22 protein-coding genes are annotated in these 21304 nt (G+C 70.2%); 15 read left to right on the top strand and 7 right to left on the bottom strand.

All coding sequences use genetic code 11. The features are described 5' to 3' along the window. Window positions 1-68: 68 nt before the first annotated feature. From EIZ45_RS39240 to EIZ45_RS39230, 3 genes are all read left to right on the top strand, one after another. On the top strand, window positions 69-1307 hold the full coding sequence (locus tag EIZ45_RS39240; RefSeq protein ID WP_134736106.1) for an aminotransferase class I/II-fold pyridoxal phosphate-dependent enzyme: 1239 nt from the start codon (window positions 69-71) through the stop codon (window positions 1305-1307). Window positions 1308-1642: 335 nt separating this feature from the next. Continuing rightward, entirely contained in the window at window positions 1643-2737 is a 1095-nt protein-coding gene (locus tag EIZ45_RS39235) for an FAD-dependent monooxygenase (protein WP_134668574.1), read from the top strand. A 27-nt stretch (window positions 2738-2764) separates the two neighbouring features. Further along, window positions 2765-3223 (top strand): YbjQ family protein, encoded by a 459-nt coding sequence (locus EIZ45_RS39230; RefSeq protein WP_134668571.1) that lies wholly within the window; start codon window positions 2765-2767, stop codon window positions 3221-3223. Between the two features lie 76 nt (window positions 3224-3299). Here the strand turns inward: EIZ45_RS39230 and EIZ45_RS39225 are convergent, their stop codons facing one another. Then, window positions 3300-5096, bottom strand: a complete 1797-nt coding sequence (locus tag EIZ45_RS39225) for a long-chain fatty acid--CoA ligase (RefSeq protein WP_043829108.1) — start codon at window positions 5094-5096, stop codon at window positions 3300-3302. 112 nt (window positions 5097-5208) lie between these two features. On the opposite strand from EIZ45_RS39225, the gene EIZ45_RS39220 reads away from it, so the two are divergent. From EIZ45_RS39220 to EIZ45_RS39190, 7 genes are all read left to right on the top strand, one after another. After that, the gene (locus EIZ45_RS39220; RefSeq protein WP_134668568.1) at window positions 5209-5619 is read left to right on the top strand and encodes a polyketide cyclase / dehydrase and lipid transport; all 411 of its coding nucleotides are present in this window, start codon (window positions 5209-5211) and stop codon (window positions 5617-5619) included. A 9-nt stretch (window positions 5620-5628) separates the two neighbouring features. Continuing rightward, window positions 5629-6423, top strand: a complete 795-nt coding sequence (locus EIZ45_RS39215) for a metallophosphoesterase (RefSeq protein WP_134668566.1) — start codon at window positions 5629-5631, stop codon at window positions 6421-6423. 27 nt (window positions 6424-6450) lie between these two features. Further along, window positions 6451-6888, top strand: coding sequence for an SRPBCC family protein (locus EIZ45_RS39210; RefSeq protein WP_134668564.1), 438 nt, complete (start codon window positions 6451-6453; stop codon window positions 6886-6888). Next, window positions 6889-8046: an ArsA family ATPase gene (locus EIZ45_RS39205; protein ID WP_134668561.1), complete on the top strand. Its 1158-nt coding sequence runs from the start codon at window positions 6889-6891 to the stop codon at window positions 8044-8046. It begins immediately after the preceding gene. Continuing rightward, window positions 8043-8519 carry a hypothetical protein gene (locus EIZ45_RS39200; protein ID WP_134668559.1) on the top strand — a complete coding sequence of 159 codons (477 nt, stop codon included), beginning with the start codon at window positions 8043-8045 and terminating at the stop codon, window positions 8517-8519. The genes EIZ45_RS39205 and EIZ45_RS39200 overlap by 4 nt, the downstream gene beginning before the upstream one ends. Window positions 8520-8534: 15 nt before the next feature. Then, window positions 8535-9461: an ROK family protein gene (locus EIZ45_RS39195; protein WP_037810117.1), complete on the top strand. Its 927-nt coding sequence runs from the start codon at window positions 8535-8537 to the stop codon at window positions 9459-9461. Between the two features lie 117 nt (window positions 9462-9578). Next, the gene (locus EIZ45_RS39190) at window positions 9579-10448 is read left to right on the top strand and encodes an NUDIX domain-containing protein (RefSeq protein ID WP_134668557.1); all 870 of its coding nucleotides are present in this window, start codon (window positions 9579-9581) and stop codon (window positions 10446-10448) included. A gap of 561 nt (window positions 10449-11009) precedes the next feature. Here EIZ45_RS39190 and EIZ45_RS39185 read toward each other — a convergent pair. Beyond that, entirely contained in the window at window positions 11010-11798 is a 789-nt protein-coding gene (locus EIZ45_RS39185) for an oxidoreductase (protein ID WP_134668554.1), read from the bottom strand. A 109-nt stretch (window positions 11799-11907) separates the two neighbouring features. Here EIZ45_RS39185 and EIZ45_RS39180 point away from each other — a divergent pair, with 109 nt between their 5' ends. Next, the gene (locus EIZ45_RS39180) at window positions 11908-12474 is read left to right on the top strand and encodes a TetR/AcrR family transcriptional regulator (RefSeq protein ID WP_134668552.1); all 567 of its coding nucleotides are present in this window, start codon (window positions 11908-11910) and stop codon (window positions 12472-12474) included. On the opposite strand, the gene EIZ45_RS39175 is transcribed toward EIZ45_RS39180, so the two are convergent. Genes EIZ45_RS39175 through EIZ45_RS39160 form a run of 4 tightly spaced genes read right to left on the bottom strand, consistent with a single transcriptional unit; the run spans window position 12471 to window position 15406 of the window. Next, window positions 12471-12926: a YdeI/OmpD-associated family protein gene (locus EIZ45_RS39175; RefSeq protein ID WP_043829118.1), complete on the bottom strand. Its 456-nt coding sequence runs from the start codon at window positions 12924-12926 to the stop codon at window positions 12471-12473. The genes EIZ45_RS39180 and EIZ45_RS39175 overlap by 4 nt on opposite strands. A gap of 20 nt (window positions 12927-12946) precedes the next feature. Then, window positions 12947-14086, bottom strand: coding sequence for a glutamate--cysteine ligase (locus EIZ45_RS39170; RefSeq protein WP_134668549.1), 1140 nt, complete (start codon window positions 14084-14086; stop codon window positions 12947-12949). A gap of 10 nt (window positions 14087-14096) precedes the next feature. Then, window positions 14097-14642, bottom strand: coding sequence for a hypothetical protein (locus EIZ45_RS39165; RefSeq protein ID WP_037809852.1), 546 nt, complete (start codon window positions 14640-14642; stop codon window positions 14097-14099). Next, window positions 14639-15406, bottom strand: coding sequence for a carboxylesterase (locus tag EIZ45_RS39160; RefSeq protein ID WP_134668547.1), 768 nt, complete (start codon window positions 15404-15406; stop codon window positions 14639-14641). The genes EIZ45_RS39165 and EIZ45_RS39160 overlap by 4 nt, the downstream gene beginning before the upstream one ends. 219 nt (window positions 15407-15625) lie before the next feature. Between EIZ45_RS39160 and EIZ45_RS39155 the strand changes: the two genes are divergently transcribed. Both EIZ45_RS39155 and EIZ45_RS39150 read left to right on the top strand, forming a co-directional pair. Then, window positions 15626-16387 (top strand): 1-acyl-sn-glycerol-3-phosphate acyltransferase, encoded by a 762-nt coding sequence (locus tag EIZ45_RS39155; protein WP_037809856.1) that lies wholly within the window; start codon window positions 15626-15628, stop codon window positions 16385-16387. A 20-nt stretch (window positions 16388-16407) separates the two neighbouring features. Then, window positions 16408-16899, top strand: coding sequence for a polyadenylate-specific 3'-exoribonuclease AS (locus EIZ45_RS39150; RefSeq protein ID WP_037809860.1), 492 nt, complete (start codon window positions 16408-16410; stop codon window positions 16897-16899). Between the two features lie 626 nt (window positions 16900-17525). Here the strand turns inward: EIZ45_RS39150 and EIZ45_RS39140 are convergent. Further along, window positions 17526-18617, bottom strand: coding sequence for a 3-deoxy-7-phosphoheptulonate synthase (locus tag EIZ45_RS39140; protein WP_134668542.1), 1092 nt, complete (start codon window positions 18615-18617; stop codon window positions 17526-17528). Window positions 18618-18908: 291 nt separating this feature from the next. Between EIZ45_RS39140 and EIZ45_RS39135 the strand changes: the two genes are divergently transcribed. Further along, window positions 18909-19934: a 6-phosphofructokinase gene (locus tag EIZ45_RS39135; protein ID WP_134668539.1), complete on the top strand. Its 1026-nt coding sequence runs from the start codon at window positions 18909-18911 to the stop codon at window positions 19932-19934. 86 nt (window positions 19935-20020) lie between these two features. Continuing rightward, on the top strand, window positions 20021-21295 hold the full coding sequence (locus tag EIZ45_RS39130) for a S41 family peptidase (RefSeq protein ID WP_240690899.1): 1275 nt from the start codon (window positions 20021-20023) through the stop codon (window positions 21293-21295). Window positions 21296-21304 lie beyond the last annotated feature (9 nt).

Here is a 21304-nt window from a genome sequence, read left to right as displayed (position 1 = left end):
CCCCACGCTAGCCCACGAGAGCCGGGGGTCACCCGAACTGGCTTGCGCTCGCGGTTTAGCGTGGTGGTATGACCACAGCTCCTGTCGATGTCGACACTGCCCGTCGCGACTACACCGCGCTGGTCGAGCGCGGACTGTCCCTGGACATCACCCGCGGCAAGCCGTCGCCCCGGCAGCTCGACCTCTCCGCGGATCTCCTGACGCTGCCGAACGGCCAGTACAAGGCCGAGGACGGCACCGACACCCGCAACTACGGCGGGCTCAAGGGGCTGCCGGAGCTGCGCCGCATCTTCGCCGACGCGCTGCAGGTGCCGGTCGAGCAGCTGTTCGCCGCGGGCAACTCGAGCCTGGAGCTGATGCACGACACGATCGCGCAGGCGATGCTCAGCACCCTGCCGGGCGCGCCGCGCCGCTGGGCCGACGAGCCCCGGATCGCGATGCTGTGCCCGGTGCCCGGCTACGACCGGCACTTCGCGCTCGCCGAGCGGTTCGGCATCGAACTGGTCCCGGTGCCGATGACCGAGACCGGCCCGGACATGGACGTCGTCGAGCGGCTGGTCGCCGAGGACGCCGCGGTCAAGGGCATCTGGTGCGTGCCGAAGTACTCCAACCCGACCGGCGTCACCTTCAGCGCCGAGGTCGCGGGCCGGCTCGCCGCGATGCCCACCGCCGCGCCGGACTTCCGGATCGTCTGGGACAACGCCTACGCGGTCCACCACCTCACCGAGGACGAGCCGGAGCTGGCCGACATCCTCGCGCTCTGCGCCGAGGCCGGGAACCCGGACCGCGCGTTCGTGTTCGGCTCCACCTCGAAGATCACCTTCGCCGGGGCCGGCGTCGGCTTCTTCGGCGCGTCCGAGGCGAACCTCGCCTGGTGGCAGAGCGTGCTGAGCAAGCGCACCATCGGCCCGGACAAGGTCAACCAGCTGCGCCACGCGCTGTTCCTCAAGGACGCCGACGGCGTCCGCGCGCTGATGCGCAAGCACGCCGAGCTGATCGCGCCCAAGTTCGCCGCCGTCGAGCGCATCCTCACCGAGGAGCTGAGCGACCTGGCGACCTGGACCAAGCCGACCGGCGGGTACTTCGTCTCGCTGACCGTGCCCGAGGGCACCGCGAAGGAGGTCGTGCGGCTGGCCAAGGAGGCGGGCGTCGCGCTGACCCCGGCCGGGGCCACCCACCCGCACGGCGACGACCCGGCCGACGCGGTCATCCGCATCGCGCCGACCTTCCCCGAGCTGGCCGAGGTGGAGGAGGCCGTCCGCGCCCTCGCCGTCTGCGTACGGCTCGCGGTCGCGCAGCGCGCCTGATCTTCGCTGGTCGCAAGCCGTGCGCGAAATGCGTGTTCAGGTCTGAGGGGATCTGATTCCCCTGCCAGGGACTTGGCCCGGGCGGTTCCGGCATGCTGACCGTCCACAAAGGACGCAATCAGGCGGCGAAATGACCGGTTTCCTACCCGGGTGACCGTTTCTGCTTGTCTGTGCGGCCTCCCTGAGGGAATCAGATTCCCTCAGGGAGGCCCTCACAGACGGCAAAACCTCGCCCCAGCGGCTCGCGATCGCGCAGCGCGCCTGATCTTCGCTGGTTCCGTGCCGCCGCCACCCGCTACGGTGGCGGCGGCACGGTCGTTTCCAGGGGGGGCACGATGCGGGTTTTGATCGCAGGCGGCGGAGTCGCGGGCACAGTCACGGCGATGGCGCTGCAGCGCGCCGGGCACGAGCCGGTCGTCTACGAGGCGCATCCCAGCGGGGGAGCGGACGCGGGCGCGTTCCTCGTCGTCATGCACAACGGCATGAACGCGTTGCGTGCGATCGACGCCGACACTCCGGTGATCGAGGCGTCCTTCCCCTCGACCGGCATGGAACTCGTCGGCCCGGACGGAACCACGCTCGGCGCGCACGAGTTCGACCGCGAACTCGACGGCCCGCGCACCCTCACCCGCGCCGCGCTTTACCGTGCGCTGCAACAGGAAGCGGAACGCCGCGGCGTCGAAATCGTCCACGGCAAGCGCTTGGTTTCCGCGACCGACGGCGTCACCGCGACATTCCAGGACGGCACCACCGCGTCCGGCGATGTGCTCGTCGGTGCGGACGGGCTGCATTCCGTCGTCCGCACGCTCATCGACCCGCAGGCCGAACCGCCGCGCTTCACCGGCCTCACCGTGGTCTACGGCTACACCCGCGCTGAAGGACTTCCTGCCGCGCAGGGCAGCTACCGGATGTTCCGCGGCAGCCGCGCCGCGTTCGGCTACACCACCGACCCGGACGGCGCGACGTTCTGGTTCGCCCGCGTCCCCGACTCCGAACGCTCGCGCGCCGAGATCGCCGCCGTCACCCCGGAAGGCTGGCGTGAGTTCACCCACGCCGCGTTCGCGGACGACCCGCTGCCGTGCGCCGCGATCGTGGCCGCGACCGGCGACGACGTGCACGGCGGCCATTCCTACGACCTGCCGACCACCCGCGTCTGGTCGACGCCGTCGATGGTGCTGGCCGGCGACGCCGCGCACGCGGCGTCCCCCGCAGCGGGACAGGGCGCGTCGATGGCGCTGGAAGACGCCGTGGTGCTCGGCCAGTGCCTGCGCGATCTGCCGGACGCGCCCGCGGCGTTCGCGGCCTACGACCGGCTGCGCCGCGCCCGGGTCGAGAAGCTCGTGGCGGCCAGCGCGGGCCAGGACGTCGGCGAGGAACGAGGCTGGGCATATCGGCATCATCTGGACTGGACCGCGCGAATCACAGCGTGAGCGGCCCGCCGACGATACGATCCGCGCATGACTCAAGCCGCGCCACCGCAGCAGTTCCCGATCCTGCTGTCGACCATGAACGATCTGCCCGGGTACCGCGTCGTCCGCGTGTTCGGCGAGGTCTTCGGGCTCACCGTCCGCAGCCGCAACATGTTCTCCAACATCGGTTCCGGGTTCAAGGCGATGGGAGGCGGCGAGCTCAAGGGCCTCACCAAGCTGCTGTCCGACTCGCGCCACGAAGCTCTTTTCCGGCTGTGCCAGGAGGCCATGCAGCACGGGGCCAACGCCGTGCTCGCGCTGCGCTTCGACTGCAACGAAATCGCCGGCACGGCCAGTGAGATCGCCGCCTACGGCACCGCGGTGTACGTGGTCCCGGACGGCACTCAGCAGCAACAGTCGCCGCAGCAACAGCAGCAGGCCGCCCCGCAGCAGCAGTACGCGCAGGCGCCGCAGCAGCAGTACCAGGCTCAGCCGCCGCAGGCCTGACTCCCGCAGCCTGGGCGACAGACGGAAAACGGGCCCGCGCCGGCGATCGGCGCGGGCCCGTTTTCGCGGGACCGGGTCACTTCCGGTACAGCGCCTCGATGTCGGAGGCGTAGTTCTTGTTCACCACGTTCCGCTTCAGCTTCAGGCTCGGCGTGATCTCGCCGCCGGCTTCGGTGAAGTCGTTCGCCAGCACGGTGAACTTCTTGATCGACTCCGCGTGCGACACCTGCTTGTTCGCCTCGTCGACCGCCGCCTGGATCTCGGCGCGCAGGTCCGCGTCCTCGGCCAGTTCCGACACCGTCGCCGCTTCCGGCTTGCCGTGCTGGGACTTCCAGGCCGGGAAGTACTCCTCGTCGATCGTCACCAGCGCGGCGATGAACGGCCGCTGGTCGCCGACCACCATCACCTGGCTCACCAGCGGCGAGGCCTTGATGGTGTCCTCGAGACCGGACGGGGCGACGTTCTTGCCGCCCGCCGTCACGATGATCTCCTTCTTGCGGCCGGTGATCTTGAGGAAGCCTTCCGCGTCCAGTTCGCCGAGGTCGCCGGTGTGGAACCAGCCGTCGGTGAGGGCTTCCGCGCTCGCCTCCGGGTTGTTGTAGTACCGGCCGAATACGACGTCGCCCTTGAGCAGGACCTCGCCGTCCTCCGCGATGCGCACCGAGGTGCCCGCGACCGGACGCCCGACGGTGCCGACGCGGAACGCCGCGCTGGTGTTCACGTTCGCCGCGGCCGACGTTTCGGTGAGGCCGTAGCCCTCGAACACCGGCACGCCGATGCCGCGGAAGAAGTGCGCCAGCCGCGCGCCCAGCGGGGCCCCGCCGGACACCGCGGCGATGCAGCGGCCGCCCAACGCGGCGCGGAGCTTGCCGTACACCAGCTTGTCGAACACCAGGTGCTTCGCGCGCAGACCCAGTCCGGCGCCGCCCTTTTCCTGCGCCTCGCTGTACGCGACCGCGGTGGCCTCGGCGGCGTCGAAGATCTTGCCCTTGCCGTCGGCGTGCGCCTTCTGCTTGGCGGTGTTGTAAACCTTCTCGAACACGCGCGGCACGGCGACCACGAACGTCGGCCGGAACGTGCCGAGGTCCGGGACCAGGTTCTTCACGTCCGGCGTGTGGCCCAGGGTGACCCGGGCGGTGAGCGCGGTGATGGCGATCGCGCGGGCGAGGATGTGCGCGAGAGGCAGGAAGCACAGCAGCGAGTTGCCCTGCTCCATCAGCTCCGGGAAGGCCTCGATGTCCGCGCGGATCTCGGCGAGCAGGTTCCGGTGGGTCAGCTCGACGCCCTTGGGCCGCCCGGTGGTGCCCGAGGTGTAGACGATGGTGGCCGTCTCGTTCGCGGTCACGCCGCGGCGGCGGGTGTGCAGGTCCTCGTCGGAGACCTCGGCGCCCAGCGCGGTCAGCTCGTCGACCGCGGGGGAGCCGCCCTCGATCTGCCAGATGTTCTCGAGCGCGCTGAGCCGCCCGCTGATCTCGTCGACCGCCTTGCGGTGCGCGCCGGTCTCCACGACGACGGCCTTGGCCGCCGAGTCGGAAAGGATCCAGTACACCTGTTCGGGCGACGAGGTCTCGTAGATCGGCACCGTGACCGCGCCCGCGGCCCAGATCGCGAAGTCGACCAGAGTCCACTCGTAACGGGTCTTGGACATCAGCGCGACGCGGTCGCCGTGCCCGACGCCCGCCGCGATCAGGCCCTTGGCCACGGCCGCGACCTGGTCGGCGAAGTCCTTCGCGGTGACGTCCAGCCAGGTGCCCTCGACCTGCCTCCGGAAGCTGACCACGTCGGAGAACCGCTCCGCGTTCGCCCAGACGACATCGGCCAGGTTCTCGTCGTCGGTCACCGGCTTCCCGGCGGGGGCGCTGTATTCGCGCACGTGGACCTCCGTGTTCGACGCGTGCGGTTACCCGCCAGTCAACTTAGCGTGCCGTAGACCTTAAGACCATGCTGGCACGGAGCGCGCGGCGAGGTCGTGACATCGTGTCCGGGTGCACGAACCGCCAGCTCTCGATCTTGTCGACGAGACCTTCCTCGTCGTGCCCCCGTCGACCGTCGCTGCCGCCTTCGCCGACCCGCGTTCGTGGCGGCGCTACTGGCCCGACCTGGAGTTGCGGGTCTACACCGACCGGGGGGACAAGGGCCTGCGCTGGACCGTCACGGGCGCCTTGATCGGTACCATGGAGGTCTGGCTGGAACCTGTTCTCGACGGCACGGTGCTGCACTACTTCCTGCGGGCCACGCCTGCCGGTCCCGGCGGCGTCCCGCGCGAGCTGAGCCCGCGCGAACTGCGCCGCGAATTCGACCGGCGGGCGCGCGCGGCGAAGGAAGTGGCGCTGGGACTGAAGGAGATCCTCGAGGACGGGCGCGAGCCGGGGATTCCGCCCCGGCCCGTCGAGTAGGAGGCTCTTGTGCGGGTTCACGTCGTTTCGGACGTGCACGGCAATGCCGACGCGCTGAAGCGGGCGGGGGACGGGGCGGACGCGCTGGTCGTGCTGGGCGACCTGCTCGACTTCGTCGACTACCACGACCACGACAAAGGCATCATGGGCGTGCTGTTCGGCGCGGAGAAGGTCGGCGAGTTCGCCCGCCTGCGCCGCGAAGGCACCAGGGACGAGACGGTCGCCTACTCGCGCACGCTGTGGGCCACCCTGGACGATCCGGCCGCCGCGGTCGACGAAGCGGTCCGCGAGCAGTACTCGACATTGTTCGCTTCGATGACCGCGCCGACGTACGCGATCCCCGGCAACGTCGACGCGCCTTCGGCGTGGCCGGAGTTCGCCGGCGAGGGCGTGCACCTGGTCGACGGCGAGGTCGTCACCATCGGCGGCCTGCGGTTCGGCTTCGCCGGCGGGGCGGTCCTGCCGGACGGCGTGCTTCCGCGTCCACGCAAGGGCGCGGCGTGGCGGCCGTACTTGCGAGCACGCGAGGAGTTCGACGCGGCGGTCTCGCTGCTGGACGAGGTCGACGTGCTGTGCACGCACATTCCGCCCGCGGTGCCCGAACTGACTTACGACGTGGTCGCGCGCCGCGCCGAAATCGGTTCGAAGGCGCTGCTGGACCTGATCCGGCGGCAGCGTCCGCGCTGGTCGGTGTTCGGGCACGTGCACCAGCCGCTGGCCGCGCGGCGCCGGGTCGCGCACACCGAGTGCCGTAACGTGGGTCACTTCAAGGAGACCGGGCAGCCCTACGTGCTGCGCTGGTGACTGTGCTGTCCGGCTACGCTTCGTCCCATGGCCGAGCAGTCCACGCAGTCCATCGAGGTCGACGCCGAGCCCGCGCGGGTCATGTCGGTGATCTCCGATTTCCCCGCGTACCCGGAGTGGGCCAAGGCGGTCCGCGAGACCGAGGTGCTCGCGACCGACGACGCGGGCCGGGCGAAACAGGTGAAGCTGACCCTCGACGCCGGGCCGATCAAGGACGTGTACACACTCGAATACGACTGGGACGATTCCGGTCTCGGCGTCAGCTGGCACCTGGTCAAGGGCCAGATGCAGAAGGCGCAGAACGGCCGGTACGCGCTCGAGCCGCTCGACGGCGGGCGCACCCGCGTCACCTACACGCTGTCGGTCGAGCTGGCGCTGCCGATGATCGGGCTGCTGCGGCGCAAGGCGGAGAAGATGGTCATGGACACCGCGCTCAAGGAGCTCAAGCGCAGGGCTGAGGGCTAGATGCGCATCCTGCTGTTCACCGGCAAGGGGGGTGTCGGGAAAACGACGCTCGCCGCGGCTACCGCGGCCGCGCTCGCCGGCCGCGGCAGGAAGACGCTCGTCGTGTCCACCGACCCGGCGCATTCGCTCGGCGACGCGTTCGGCACGCCGCTCGGCGCCGAACCCTCCGAAGTGGACCTCCGCCGCGACGGCACGCCTGCCGGTCTCTGGGCGGCGCAGGTCGACTCGCGGGCGTTGGCCGACCGCACCTGGCACGAGCTGCGCGGCGAACTGCGGAAAGTGCTGGCCGGAGCCGGTCTGGACGTCCTGGACGCGGAAGAGCTGACCGTGCTGCCCGGCGTCGACGAACTGCTCGCGCTGAGCGAGGTGCGGCGGCTGGCTTCGCAGGGGCCGTGGGATACCGTGGTGGTCGACTGCGGTCCGACCGCTGAGACGCTGCGCTTGCTTTCGCTGCCGGAAGCCGTGTCGGGCTACTTGGGCCGGGTGTTCGGCAACCGGCGCGTCGCGGCTTCGGTGCGTCGGCTCGGCGCGCATCTCGACGCGCTGCGCGAACTGCTCACCGACCCGCGCGTGACGACCGTGCGGCTGGTGCTGACGCCGGAACGAGTGGTGGTCGCCGAGGCGCGGCGCACGCTGACGTCGCTCGCGCTGCGCGGCATCGCGGTCGACGGACTGATCGCCAACCGGCTCATGCCCGCGCCCGGATTCTGGCGCGGATCGGCGGCGAAATGGCTGCGCACCCGACGGGACCAGCAGGACGCCGTGCTGGCGGAACTGGCCGAGGCCGGATTCGGCCCCGGCGAGCTGGCCCGCGTCGAGCACCGGGCGAGCGAACCGGTGGGCGCCGAGGCGCTCGCCGAACTGGCCCGCGAACTGTACGGCAGCCGGGATCCGTTGTCCGGCAACGGGAAACCGGTCACGCCGCTGCTGTCGGTGGCCGCCGACGGGGACGGTTTCCGGCTGCGGGTCGCGCTCCCGCTGGACCGCGATTCGGCGGTCGACCTCGCCCGCGTCGACGACGACCTGGCGATCACCGTGGACGGGTTCCGCCGCCTGGTCGCCCTGCCCGAGACACTGCGCCCGTGCCGGATCACCGGCGCGGAATCCGACGCCGACGGCCTGGTGGTCAGCCTGGCCGGGAACCGGGGAGCCGGATGAGCGAAGAACACGGCGACGACCACGCGGCGGGGTCTTCTTCGGACGGCCTGAAGCTGGCCGAGGAGATCCGGCTGCTGGTCGAGATGGTGATCGAACGGGCCGCGCCGTGGCTGGAAGGCGTCATGGCCGCCGGGCACGGCTCGCCGGAGGAACCGGGCGCGCCGGGCGGGTCCGGTGTGGAGGACAGCACTTCGGGATGCGGGTGGTGCCCGCTGTGTGCGATCGTCGCCGTCGTGCGCGGCGAGCGGCCTGAGTTCGTGGCGAGGGTCCTCGAACAGGCCGCCCAGCTCGTCGCGCTGCTGCGGGCGGTGCTCGCGGACCGGTGGGAGCCGGAGGAGGGCGTGCACATGCCCGGATTCCGGCCTGTCGCGCATCCGCCCGCGACCGCGGCGTCCTCTTCGGAGGCGGCGTCGCGGGTCCAGCACATCGCCGTCCGCAAGCGCGCGGACTGGCAGCCGGAGCGGGAGAACTGATTGCTGACCGTAGGGGTGGACGTCGGCGGCACCAGCGTGCGCGCCGGCGTCGTGGACGAGCGCGGCTCGCTGCTCGACACGGCGCGCGTCGGGACGCCGAGCGAGGAGAACGCGCTCGAAGACGCCATCGCCGGGGTCGTCGAAGACCTGCGCAACCGGCACGACGTCGCCGCGGTCGGCCTGGCCGTGGCCGGTTTCGTGACCCGCGACCGGCGCTCGGTGATGTTCGCGCCGCATCTCGCCTGGCGCAACGCTCCGGTGGCGGACCGGATCGCGAAGCGCGTCGGCCTCTCGGTGACGCTGGAGCACGACGTCAATTCGGCGGTCGTCGCCGAACACCGCTTCGGCGCCGCCCGCGGTGCGGGGGTGGCCGCGTTGGTCGCACTGGGCACCGGAATAGGCGCGGGTTTGCTGCTGGACGGTGAGATTTACCGGGGCGCCCACGGGGTCGCGCCGGAACTCGGCCACCTCACGGTGGTGCGCAACGGTCGCGCGTGCCCGTGCGGCAAGTACGGCTGCTGGGAGCGCTATTGCAGCGGCACCGCGCTGGCCGCGACCGCCGTCGAACTGCTCGCCCGGTACCCCGGCCGGTCGACTGTGCTGTCCCGGGAAATCGCCGGCGACCCCGGTTCGGTCACCGGCCGCCGAGTGGCCCGCGCGGCCCGTGACGGCGACCCGATCGCCTTGCGCGCCATGGCGGAACTGGCGAAATGGCTGGGCGAGGGACTGGCCCTGGTGGCGGACGTCTTCGACCCGGAGATCATCGTGATCGGCGGGGGAGTGTCGGAGTCCGCGCCGCTGTTCCTGGACGAGGCCCGGGAGCACTACTCCGGAGCGATCACGGGCGCACGGCATCGTCCGCTGGCCCGGATCCGGACCGCGCACCTGGGCGACGACACGGCGATCGTCGGGGCGGCGGCGTTGGCGATGGACACGTTGTGAGTGCGTACGCCGGTTAGAACCGGCCTAGGCGCGCACGAGGTTCCGCAGGGCTCGTGCGTGGCATTCACGGTTCTCACCGGGATTAACACGCACGACGTTCTGTGGAAGGCTGGGCCGGTGACGCCGATGACCGCCAACCGCTTCGTGCGGTGCTCCTGCGGCAGGCAGCACTGGGGCGCGTTCGGCGCGGCCGGCTTGTTGTTGTGCGATCCCAGCCGCGGGGTGCTGTTGCAGCAGCGCGCGTCGTGGGTGCACAACGGCGGCACGTGGGCCCTGCCCGGCGGCGCGCTCGAAGTCGGCGAGACCGTGCACGAGGCCGCTGCCCGCGAGGCGTGGGAAGAGGCCGCCATCCCCGCGTCCGCGTTCCGCGCGATGTCTGCCTCGGTGCTGGACCACGGCGAATGGCAGTACACGACGGTCCTCGGCCTGGCCGACAGTGCGTTGCAAGCCCAGGTCGCGAACGAGGAAAGCGCCGAGATGCGCTGGGTCCCGCCGGACGAGGTGGCCGCACTGGACCTCCACCGAGATTTCGCCGCCGCCTGGCCCGTGCTGCGCGAGCAGTTAGGCCGCGAACTGGTCCTGGTCGTCGACGCGGCGAACGTGATGGGCTCCCGCCCCGACGGCTGGTGGCGCGACCGCCACGGCGCCGCGGAACGACTGCGCGACCAGCTGACCGGTCCGGCCGAACAAGGTCTGCGCGACTCCGTAACCGGAATCGGCGCGGGCCCGGCGTGGTCCTGGTGGCCCCGGGTGGTGCTGGTGGTCGAGGGCAAGGCCAGAGGAGTCGAGCCGATCCCCGGAGTCGAGGTCGTCGCGGCGGAGACGGACGGCGATTCGAAGATCGTCGAGGTGACCGCCGCCGCCCGCCAACGCCCGGACGACCACGTCGTGGTGGTGACGGCCGACCGAGAACTGCGCGGCCGGGTCGGCGATCTAGGCGCGTTGGTGCTCGGACCGGGGACGCTGCTGCGGGAACTGGGCGGCTGAGCGGGGCTCGCTTGGCCGCGGCTGGTGTTTGGTGTGGCTTCGAGGATCACCTCCGTGGTGGTGGTTAGGCGCGAGTCGCGTGGCTGGGTCGGGAAATCCTGCTGCGGGAGCGGCGCTGTGAGCGAACGTCGCGGGGTCTCGGCCGCTGCTCAGCAGCGCTGCGGGGGATCACGCCTGTGGTGGCGGCTGCTCGCGAGCTGCGCGCCCGAGTCGGCGATCTTGCCGCGCGAGCTGAGCGGACGTCGCGCGGATGCAACTGCTGTCCGATGGGGCTTTGGGAGATCACCTCCGTGGTGGTGGTTGGTCGCGAGCCGCGTGGCCGGGTCGGGAATTCTGGTGCGGGAGCGGCATGATCGAGCGAACGCCGCACGCCCTCGTCCATAGCCCGGCAATGCTCCGCGTGATCCCGCCCGTCGCAGCCGATCGTGAATCGCGCGGCAAAGAAGCCCTCGCGAGGCATCGAGCAGCTAGCCGAGAGCGGTTACCTTCCGGCTCGTGTCGTGCCGTCGGCGACAAATCGCAAGCAGCCAAGTCAGCCATCCGCCCCGTCAGCGCTAGCCGTCACACGGTCTTCACCGAGCCTGCGTCCACCAGGTGGTCCGTCCCGGTGATGCTCGCAGCCAGCGGCGACGCCAGGTACGCGATCAACGTAGCCACCTCATCCGGTTCGATCAGCCGTCCGGTCAGCATTCCGGCACCGGCGGGCAGTGCGGCCAGCAGATCCTCGTGCGCCAACCCCATCGACGAAGCCAGCTCGGCACCGTAGCTGTCCGGGCCTTCCCACAGCGCGGTGCGCACCGGCCCAGGCGAGACCGTGTTGACTCGTACGCCTTGGGGGCCGAACTCCTCCGCCAACGCCTTCCCGAAAGCGGTCAGCGCGGCTTTCGCGGTGGTGTAAGCGATCGGGCCCGAATGCGGAATCCGCGCGCCGTTCGAGGACACCGTGACGATCGCGCCCCGGCGTTCGATCAGGTGGGGCAATGCGGCACGGGAAGCCCGGACAGCGGCGAGGAAATTCAGTTCCAGCAGGTCCGTCCACTGCTGGTCCGCGATCGACAGGAAACCACCGGCCTGTCCGCTGGCGCTGTCGCCGCCGCCGACGTTGTTCACCAGGACGTCCAATCCGCCGAGTTCCGCGACGGCTTGGTCGATCAACCGTCCGGGACCGTCGGGTGTGGAGAGGTCCACGGAGATCGGCACCGCGCCGGTTTCCTTGAGTTCCGGCGTGATCGTCCGGGCCGCGGCCACCACGCGCATTCCTTCGCCGAGCAGCGCGGAAACCGTGGCCAGGCCGATTCCCCGGCTCGCTCCGGTGACTACCGCGGTCTTGCCGGTCAACTGCAGGTCCATCGCGAAACCCCCAAAAAGTCGTGTCAAAGGCGATGCAGCTAAGCTAGCAGTTGCAACACCAGTGTCGCAACTATGAACCGAGTGGCAACCATGGCGTAAACTGGACAGCATGGAGAAACGGGCCCTGCGCGCGGACTCGGAACGGACGGCCCAGGCGATCCTCGAGGCGGCCGAACGGGTGCTCAGCGACAACCCGGCGGCGACCATGGAGCAGATCGCCGAGGCCGCGGGCGTCTCGCGGACCACGGTGCACCGCCGGTTCGCCAGCCGGGAGGCGCTGGTCGACGCGATGACCCTGTGGGCGACGCAGCAGTTCCACAACGCGCTCGCCAGCGTCCGGCCCGACGTCACGCCGCCGCTGGTCGCGCTCTACCAGGTCACCGCGAAGGTGCTGAGCGTCAAGCTCCGGTGGGGCTTCGCGATGAACGCGCACCCGGCCGAGGACGGCGTCCTGACCCCGGACGTGCTCGCCCAATGCGACGTTTTCTTCCGGCGGCTGGAGGAAAGCGGCGCGCTGCGGCCTGGCGTCGACCTGGTCTGGGCGCGCCGCGTCTACTGCGCGCTCATCCACGAAGCCGCGCAGGACCAGGACTCCGCCGACCCGGACGCGCTGGCCACCCGCGTCGTCGACACCGTGCTCGGCGGGTTCGGCAAACCCGGCGTCACGATCAGCTAGGGGAGCCCGTCCCCGGCGAGCTCGGCGACGATCTTCGCGATCCGCCGTTCCCGGGTTTCGGCGCGCTTGGCCGAGGTGACCGCTTCAGTCCGTTCCCGTTGGGCGGTAAAGGAAAGCTTGTCGAACGCCGCCCGCGCACCGGGCCTTGCCGCCAGCGCCGAAGCCAGCTCATCCGGCAGTTCGACGGTCCGCTCGGCGAGGTCGGCTTCGAGCGTGACCTCGACCGTCTCCCCGGCGGCGACCCCGGCCGCCTCCCGGTTCGCCGCGCTGAGCGGCAGCATGAAGTCGCCGGAATAGACCGCGACCGTGCTGCGGTAGGTGTGCGGGCCGATCGTCACCCGCACTTTCGGCCGCCGTCCCTGGCCGAGCGCCTCGACAACGTCGGCCGGGACCCGGAATCCGGTGGCGGTCTTGCCGTTGAGCTCGACAAGCGTGCTGAACGTATGCGACATCGCTGCCTCCCGGGCCACAGCTAAACGTGCGGGACGCCCTCGCGCATCTCGGTGACCAGCGCGGCGACCACGGCCTTCAAGGATCCGTTGTACTGCTTGGCGACCGCCCGCTGCCGCTGATAACTCGCGCCGACCTGGAGAATGTTCTCGACATCGCGCAGCTCGCGGACGCAGTCCAGCCGCTTGGCGACCGGTTCCAGCCGGTCCAGCAGTTCGGCGAGGTCTTCGGTGACGAGCCGTTCGCGTCCGGCGGCGTCGAGGATGACGATCGCGTCGAGGCCGTAGCGGGCGGCTCGCCACTTGTTCTCCTGCACGTGCCACGGCGGCAGCGCCGGCAGCGTCTCGCCCTTGTCGAGCCGGTCGCTGAAATCGTCCACCAAGCACTGGGTGAGCGCCGAGATCGCGCCGACCTCCTGCAGCGTCGGCAGTCCGTCGCACACGCGCATCTCGATGGTGCCGAAATGCGGGGCCGGGCGGATGTCCCAGCGGATCTCGGAAAAATGATCGATCACGCCGGTGGTGAACATGTCCTCGACGTAGCCTTCCAGCTCCGCCCATTCGCGGAACTGGAACGGCAGCCCGGCGGTCGGCAGCTGCTGGAACATCAGCGCCCGGTTCGAGGCGTACCCGGTGTCCTCGCCGGACCAGTACGGCGACGACGCGGACAGCGCCTGCAGATGGGGCGCGTACCGCAGCAGTCCGTCGAGCACCGGCAGCACCTTGTCCCGGTGGTCGAGCCCGACGTGGACGTGCACGCCGTAGATCAGCATCTGCCTGCCCCACCACTGGGTGCGGTCGATCAGCTTGGCGTAGCGCTCCTTGTCGGTCACCTTCTGCCGGTACCACGAGGAAAACGGGTGCGAGCCCGCGGAGAACAGTTCGACGCCCAGCGGGTCGGCGACGCGGTGCACCTCGTCGAGCGCCTCGGCGAGGTCGTGCTTCACCTCGCCGACCGTGCGGCAGACGCCGCTGACCACCTCGATGGTGTTGAGCAGCAGTTCCTGTTTGATCCGGGGATGCTCGGGCGCGCCGTCCGGCCGGACCGCGGCGAGCAGTTCCTCCGCGACCGATCGCAGTTCGCCGCTGCGCCGGTCCACCAGCGCGAGTTCCCATTCCGCGCCGACGGTGGAACGCCGGGACGCCCGGAAGTCGATCCGCATGCCCGTCCGGTCAGACCTGGGCGCCGTTGCTGGGGTCCGCGCCGGGCGGCGGGCCCTGGCGCACGCGCAGCAGGAGCAGCGCGATGCCGGTGGCGAGCGAGAGGATGCCGAGCGGGGTGGCGAGCGCCGGGCCGACCCCGATCAGGCTCGGCACGATCAGCAGCAGGAGTCCGACGACGAAGAACAGCAGCACGATGAACGCGCCCTTGCGCCAGCGCGGCAGCGGCGGCGGCTCCGGGGGCACGTAGTGCTCGTCGTCCTCGGCTGGGTCGCCGGAGAACATCGTGGTGTCCCAGTCGGTGCCGCCGGTGCGCCAGCCCTCCGAGGACGACACGGGGGGAGCGGCGGGCGGGTCCGCGGCGGGCTTCGGCTTGGTCTTGCCCGCTTCGGGTTCGGCTCCGGAGGACGCCTCGGGCTCGGCGGCCTTGGGACCGGCGCCGGAGAACGGGTCCTCGTCCAGGAACACGCCCACGCCCTCGGCCCGGAGGTCGGCCACGATCTCGGCGAACGTGGCGTCGACGTCCTCGGGCCCGTCCGCGCCTTTCCCCCGGTTCATCCGGCACCCACCTGTCCCGCCCGCAGCTGCCGGGCGAAGTCGACACTGCGGCTGAAGATCAGTTCCGCGTCGTGGTCCTGCGTCGCGACGTGGAAGCTGTTCTCCAGCACCACCTCGGTCACGTCCGTGCTCGAGATGCCGTCCAGAACGATCTGCGAGTTCTCGGGTTCGACGACGTGGTCGACCCGCGAGTGCAGCAGCAGCACCGGCTGCGTCACCTTCGGCAGGTCGGCGCGCACGATCTTCCACAGCCGGGCGAGGCTCGCGGCGGCCCGCACCGGGGTGCGCGGGTAGGCCAGTTCGACCTCGCCGGGCTTCGCGATGTCGTTGCCGATCGCGCGGATCGACGGGACCACGCGCGACAGCAGCGGCAGCACCTTGGCGTCCAGGCTCAGCCGGGTGACCGACGGGTTGACCAGCACGAGGCCGGAGATGTCCGCGCCGAACTCCTCGGCGAGGCGGAGGCTGAGCGTCCCGCCCATCGACATCCCGCCGACGAACACCTGGTCGCATTCCGCGCGCAGGGCCAGCAGCGCCTCGCGGACGGTGGCGTACCAGTCCTGCCAGGTCGTGCGGTTGAGGTCGCGCCAGTGCGTGCCGTGGCCGGGCAGCAGCGGGCAGCGCACCGCGAAGCCCTCGGCGGCCAAGTGCCCGCCCCAGGCGCGCATGCCGTCGGGCGTCGCGGTGAATCCGTGGCAGAGCAGGAAGCCGGCCCCGGAGGAACCCGGGTGGGAGAACGGTTCCGCGCCGGCGAGCACGCCCATCACGAACGCCCTTCCGAATCGAAGCGGTGGAGTCTCTCCATGCTCTCACGCCGAAGCCGGGTTGTGTGGCCTAGTCGCGGAAGCGAGGATCCGTCCGGTTCCGCTGTGAGATCGGTCGCTGCCCCCGGGTGACCGCCCGCTCTCGCGTTGTGCGGGCCGGTGCTTGTTCCGTACGCTGACCTGCCGGGGCCCGCGCGGGCAGGAAAGGACTGGAACCCGGTGCTGTACTGGCTGATGAAGTGGGTGTTCATCGGGCCGCTGCTGAAGACGCTGTGGCCCACGAAAGTCGTCGGCGCCGAAAACATCCCCGAGACGGGTGGCGCCATCCTCGCCGGCAACCACCTCGCGGTCGCGGATTCGTTCTTCATGCCGCTGCGGGTCAAGCGCAAGGTCACCTTCCCGGCGAAGTCGGAGTACTTCACCGAGCCCGGGTTCAAGGGCCTGCTCAAGAAGTGGTTCTTCACCGGCGTCGGCCAGTTCCCCATCGACCGCTCCGGCGGCAACGCCGCGCAGGCCGCGCTCGACACCGCGATCCGGCTGGTCAAGGACGGGCACCTGCTCGGCATCTACCCCGAGGGCACCCGCTCCCCGGACGGACGGCTGTACAAGGGCAAGACCGGCGTCGCCCGGATCGCGCTCGAATCGCGCGGCGTGGTGGTCCCGGTGGCGATGGTCGGCACGGACAAGGTCAACCCGATCGGTTCCAAGATGTGGTGGCCGCGGCGGCTCGAGGTGCGCTTCGGCAAGCCGCTCGACTTCTCCCGCTACGAGGGCTTGGCCGGCGACCGGTTCATCGAACGGTCCATCACCGACGAGATCATGTACGCGCTGATGGAGCTGTCCGGCCAGGAGTACGTGGACATTTACGCGGCCAAGGCCAAGGAACTGCTCGCCGCCGAGGCGGCCGGGGTGAAGCCCGCGGTGCCGGCCCAGCCGAGGGCGCTGGACGCCGATCGGGTGCCGGAGACGAAGGCCGGGTAGCGCCCCACTAGAGTTCCCCGGTGCGTTTTTTCTACGACACCGAGTTTATTGAGGACGGCGTGACGATTGACCTGGTGTCGATCGGTGTCGTTGACGAGCGCGGACGCGAGTTCTATGCCGTGTCCACTGATTTCGACCCCGGGAGGGCCGGGGCTTGGGTGCGGGAGAACGTGCTGCCCAAGCTGCCCTCGCCGGCGGATCCGGCTTGGCGGAGCCGGGAGCGGATCCGGGCGGATCTGCTGGAGTTCTTCGGGAAGCCGCCTGGGGGGATCGAGCTGTGGGCCTGGTTCGCGGCTTATGACCATGTGGCGTTGGCGCAGTTGTGGGGGCCGATGCCTGCGTTGCCTCGGCAGTTGCCCCGGTTCACCCGGGATTTGAGGCAGCGGTGGGAGGATGCGGGGAAGCCTAAGTTGCCTGCTGCGCCTGGGGATCAGCACGATGCGTTGGCTGATGCTCGGCATAATTTGCAGCGGTGGGGGGTTATTGAGGAGGCGTTTCGGCGGGGGCGTTGAAGGTCGTCGTTTCGGCTCGTCGCCTGGGGGCGACATTGCGCCCTGGCGTGCGTGGGGCACCCCGAAGTTTGATTGTGCTGACGGTTCGGGGGTGCTTGTCAAGGCGGGAAAGATGCCTTGACAAGCACCCCCGAACCGCAGGGGAGCTTCGTATCGGGGTTGGGGGAGGGCTGGGTGCCTCGCTCGTTGGGTGCACTGGCTGCGGGAGGAGCTGGGTGCCTCGATGTTTTGGGTGCACTGGCTGCGCTCGGGGGCTGGGTGCGCTGATCGTTGGGTGCATCGGTTGCGGGTTGGTTGGTGGTGGGGGCTTGCGCCCCAATGTGGCATTGGGTGCATCTGGCGCACCCAATGTGGCGTTCGGTGCATGTGACGCACCCAATGCCGCATTGGGGCGGTATCCCGAGCGGGCGCGANAATGTGGCGTTCGGTGCATGTGACGCACCCAATGCCGCATTGGGGCGGTATCCCGAGCGGGCGCGAGGCGAGCGGGCCGTGAAGGGCTCCTTGAGGGAATCCAAGTCCGTGAAGGGGTCCCTCACGTGCTTCGGCTGGTCGTGAGGGGAACCCTGAGGGAATCAGAGTCAATGAGGGTTCCCCTCACGACCAGCGGAGGGAGCGGGGCTGTGTCAGCCGCGGCGGGTGCGGACTGCGGTGGCCAGGGTGTCCAGCAGGTCTGCTGTCGTGTCCCAGTCCATGCAGGCGTCGGTGATCGACTGGCCGTAGGTCAGGTCCGCCGAGCGGCCCAGCACCAGGTCTTGGCGGCCGGCGGCCAGGTTGCTTTCCAGCATCAGGCCTGCGATGCCGCGTTCGCCCGAGGAGATTCGGGCGGCCAGGTCGCGGACTACTTCCGCCTGGCGGACGTGGTCCTTGTTGCTGTTGCCGTGGCTCGCGTCGATCACCAAGCGTTGCGGGAGGCCGGATTTCGCCAGGCGGGCCAGGGTTTCCTCGACTGACGCCGGGTCGTGGTTCGGGCCCGCGGAGCTGCCGCGCAGGATGACGTGGCAGTCCGGGTTTCCGGAGGTCGTCACCAGGGCGGCCAGGCCGTCCACGTTGATGCCGGGGAAGACGTGCGAGGCGGCGGCGGCGCGGGTCGCGTCCACGGCTACCTGGATGTCGCCTTCCGTCGAGTTCTTGATGCCGACCGGCATGGACAGGGCGCTGCACAGTTGCCGGTGGACCTGGCTCGCCGCGGTGCGGGCGCCGATCGAGCCCCAGGTGACGATGTCGGCGATGAACTGCGGGGTGATCGGGTCGAGGAATTCGCAGCCGACCGGGAGGCCCAGTCCGGAGACGTCCAGCAGGAGTTTCCTGGCCAGGCGCAGGCCCTTGTTGACGGCGAAGGTCCCGTCCAGATCCGGGTCGTTGATCAGGCCCTTCCAGCCCAGCGTCGTGCGCGGCTTTTCGAAGTACACCCGCATCACGATGTGCAGGTCTTCGCGCAGAGCCTCCGCCTTGGCGGCCAGGCGGCGGGCGTAGTCGAGGGCGGCTTCGGGGTCGTGGACCGAGCACGGGCCGACGATCACGGCGAGACGGTCGTCGCGGCCGTCGAGGATGTCGACGGTTTCCGTGCGGCCGTTTTCCACGACTTTCGCGACCGCGGCGTCCACGGGATGGTCTTCGCGCAGCAGCGCGGGCGAGATGAGGGGACTGACCGACGTCGTGCGGCGGTTGTCCAGCGTGCTCGCGTCGGCGGGGGCGGCGACGAGGCGGGTGCTCATGAGCGGGTGGTTCCTTCCTGGTGGACACCGACCCGCGGGGGATTCGCCGAGCCGGTTCGAGATCCGGCTCGGGGTGGAGGTCAGCGCAGGTTCACGCCGCCGTGCCCACCCGGGGCCGGCTTCGTAAACCAGAAATAGCGCTGCACGCCGCCACCGTAACACACCTCCGAGCCGCCCCGGCCCGGACCGGATTGGGCAGGTGGTCCGCCCTGCACCGATCCAGATGAAAGCCGCTACGCTGTCCGCGGACTGTGACTGCACTCTCCCTGCGAGGAAAGACGGAGGCAACAGATGCGTGTCGGTGTGCTGACGGGGGGCGGCGACTGCCCCGGCCTGAACGCGGTGATCCGCGCGGTGGTCCGCAAGGGCGTCGAAGTGCACGGCTGGGAGTTCGTCGGCTTCCGCAACGGCTGGCAGGGCCCGCTGACCGGCGACAGCCGGCCGCTCGGCCTCGCCGACGTCGAGGACATCCTCACCCGCGGGGGCACCATCCTGCGGTCGTCGCGGACGAACCCGTACAAGGTCGACGGCGGCGTCGACCAGATCCGCAAGGTGCTCGCCGACCAGGAGGTCGACGCGCTGATCGCGATCGGCGGCGAGGACACCCTCGGCGTCGCCAAGCGGCTGACCGACGACGGCATCGGCGTCGTCGGCGTGCCCAAGACGATCGACAACGACCTCGGGGCCACCGACTACACGTTCGGCTTCGACACCGCGGTCTCCATCGCCACCGAGGCGATCGACCGGCTGCACACCACAGCCGAATCGCACCACCGGGCGCTCGTCATCGAGGTCATGGGACGGCACGCGGGCTGGATCGCGCTGCACTCCGGCCTCGCCGGCGGCGCGAGCGTGATCCTGGTGCCGGAGCGGCAGTTCTCCGTCGACCAGGTCGTGCAGTGGGTCGAGCAGCGCTTCGAGAAGGAGTACGCGCCGATCATCGTCGTGGCCGAGGGCGCGCTGCCCGAGGGCGGCGAGGAGAAGCTGCTGACCGGCGAGAAGGACGCCTTCGGGCACGTCCGGCTCGGCGGCATCGGCAACTGGCTGGCCGACGAGATCTCCGAGCGCACCGGCAAGGAATCGCGCGCGGTCGTGCTCGGCCACGTCCAGCGCGGCGGCACCCCGACCGCCTACGACCGGGTCCTCGCGACGCGCTTCGGCCTGCACGCGGTGGACGCCGTCGCCGACGGCGACTTCGGCGTGATGGTGGCGCTCAAGGGCACCGAGATCGTGCGCGTGAAGCTGTCCGAGGCGACGGCCGAGCTGAAGACCGTTCCGCTGGAGCGGTACCAGGAAGCCGAAGTCTTCTTCGGCTGAGTTCTCCCGTGGTAGGGGCAACCCCACCACAGTGCCGGGGGCGCGCGGTATTCCGTGCGCCCCCGGCTTTTTTCTACCCTCGGCTCGTGCGAATCTTCCTGGCGGGCTTGGCGATTCTCTCGGTGGCCGCAGCCCCTCCTTCCACTGTGGACAGTGTCTGGCGGACGGACGGGTACGGGCAGCTGGTCCACGTGTCCGGCGGCAAGCTGACGACTTACGACGTCACCGAGGTCAGTTGCTTGCCCGGCACTCTTTCCGGAACTGGCGACGGCACAACGTTTTCCACGAACGAAGGCTCGGTCGTCACCATCCGGGCGGGCCGGATGAGTTTCGACGACAACCTCGGCGTGCGGTCGTTGCGTCGCGTCCCGGGTGGATTGCCGCCTGCGTGCCGGGCTTCGTCCGCGGACCTGTTCGACGTCTTCTGGCACACCTTCGCCGAGAATTATCCCTTCTTCCGGGCGAAAGGCGTCGACTGGAAGTCCGAAGGGGACGCTGCCCGCCGCGAGATCGCCGCGCATCCGGAGCGGCTCTTCGAAGTCCTTTGTGGACTGATCCGTCCGCTGCACGACGCTCATGTCGGTCTGCTCGCCGCAGGCCAGCACTGCTCTTTTCCGCGACCAGGCACTCCCGACCTGAAAACGACCGTCCCGCGCGCGATCGCCGTAGCCGACGCGAATCTCGGTGCGCTGATTCAGCATTGGGCCGACGGAGCCATCGCCTACGCAGATCTGCCCGAGGGTCGCGGATACCTGCGGATCAGCGGATTCCACGATTACGCCGACACTTTCGCCGCCAGCAGCAAGGTCCTGGCGAAAGCGCTGGACGAGATCTTCACCGCCGACCGGGTGCACAAGCTGCGCGGCCTGATCCTCGACCTGCGTGTCAACGGCGGAGGGGACGACCCGCTCGGCTTGCAAGTCGCCGCCCGGCTGACCGATGTCCCGCACTTCGCCTACGCCAAACGTGCCCGCAACGACCCGGACGACCCCACGCGATTCACTGTGCCGCAACCGTTCTTCGTGCAGCCAGCCGCGGCACCGCGTTACACCGGTTCGCTCACGGTCCTGACCGGCAGCCTGGACGTCTCAGCGGGAGAGACCTTCCTGCAAGCGCTGCTGAACCGGCATCCGCGTCCGGTCCTGATCGGACAGTCCACTCAGGGCGCCTTCTCGGACCTGCTGGAGCGGACGCTGCCTAAGCCGGGCTGGAAGGTGGCGTTGCCGAACGAGGAGTACCTCGACCCGCACGGCCGCACCTACGACGGCACCGGCATCAGCCCGGACCTGCAGGTCCCGGTCTTCGCCCCGGACGATCTCGCCGCCGGACGGGATCCGGCGCTGGCCGCGGCCCGCCGGTAAGGTGAGCGC

This window comes from Amycolatopsis sp. CFH S0740 (genome assembly GCF_004522315.1).
GTDB classification, from domain to species: domain Bacteria; phylum Actinomycetota; class Actinomycetes; order Mycobacteriales; family Pseudonocardiaceae; genus Amycolatopsis; species Amycolatopsis nivea.
Note: the sequence above shows the minus strand (reverse complement) of the source record. Positions and strands in the feature narration are given on the sequence as shown.

Excerpts from the sequence above, each read along its gene's own strand:
- EIZ45_RS39200 (WP_134668559.1), top strand. The coding sequence starts at position 8,043 with ATGAGCGAAGAACACGGCGACGACCACGCGGCGGGGTCTTCTTCGGAC.
- EIZ45_RS39175 (WP_043829118.1), bottom strand. The coding sequence starts at position 12,926 with ATGTCGCATACGTTCAGCACGCTTGTCGAGCTCAACGGCAAGACCGCC.
- EIZ45_RS39180 (WP_134668552.1), top strand. The coding sequence starts at position 11,908 with ATGGAGAAACGGGCCCTGCGCGCGGACTCGGAACGGACGGCCCAGGCG.
- EIZ45_RS39185 (WP_134668554.1), bottom strand. The coding sequence starts at position 11,798 with ATGGACCTGCAGTTGACCGGCAAGACCGCGGTAGTCACCGGAGCGAGC.
- EIZ45_RS39235 (WP_134668574.1), top strand. The coding sequence starts at position 1,643 with ATGCGGGTTTTGATCGCAGGCGGCGGAGTCGCGGGCACAGTCACGGCG.
- EIZ45_RS39160 (WP_134668547.1), bottom strand. The coding sequence starts at position 15,406 with ATGGGCGTGCTCGCCGGCGCGGAACCGTTCTCCCACCCGGGTTCCTCC.
- EIZ45_RS39205 (WP_134668561.1), top strand. The coding sequence starts at position 6,889 with ATGCGCATCCTGCTGTTCACCGGCAAGGGGGGTGTCGGGAAAACGACG.
- EIZ45_RS39135 (WP_134668539.1), top strand. The coding sequence starts at position 18,909 with ATGCGTGTCGGTGTGCTGACGGGGGGCGGCGACTGCCCCGGCCTGAAC.
- EIZ45_RS39230 (WP_134668571.1), top strand. The coding sequence starts at position 2,765 with ATGACTCAAGCCGCGCCACCGCAGCAGTTCCCGATCCTGCTGTCGACC.
- EIZ45_RS39170 (WP_134668549.1), bottom strand. The coding sequence starts at position 14,086 with ATGCGGATCGACTTCCGGGCGTCCCGGCGTTCCACCGTCGGCGCGGAA.
- EIZ45_RS39140 (WP_134668542.1), bottom strand. The coding sequence starts at position 18,617 with ATGAGCACCCGCCTCGTCGCCGCCCCCGCCGACGCGAGCACGCTGGAC.
- EIZ45_RS39210 (WP_134668564.1), top strand. The coding sequence starts at position 6,451 with ATGGCCGAGCAGTCCACGCAGTCCATCGAGGTCGACGCCGAGCCCGCG.
- EIZ45_RS39240 (WP_134736106.1), top strand. The coding sequence starts at position 69 with ATGACCACAGCTCCTGTCGATGTCGACACTGCCCGTCGCGACTACACC.
- EIZ45_RS39165 (WP_037809852.1), bottom strand. The coding sequence starts at position 14,642 with ATGAACCGGGGGAAAGGCGCGGACGGGCCCGAGGACGTCGACGCCACG.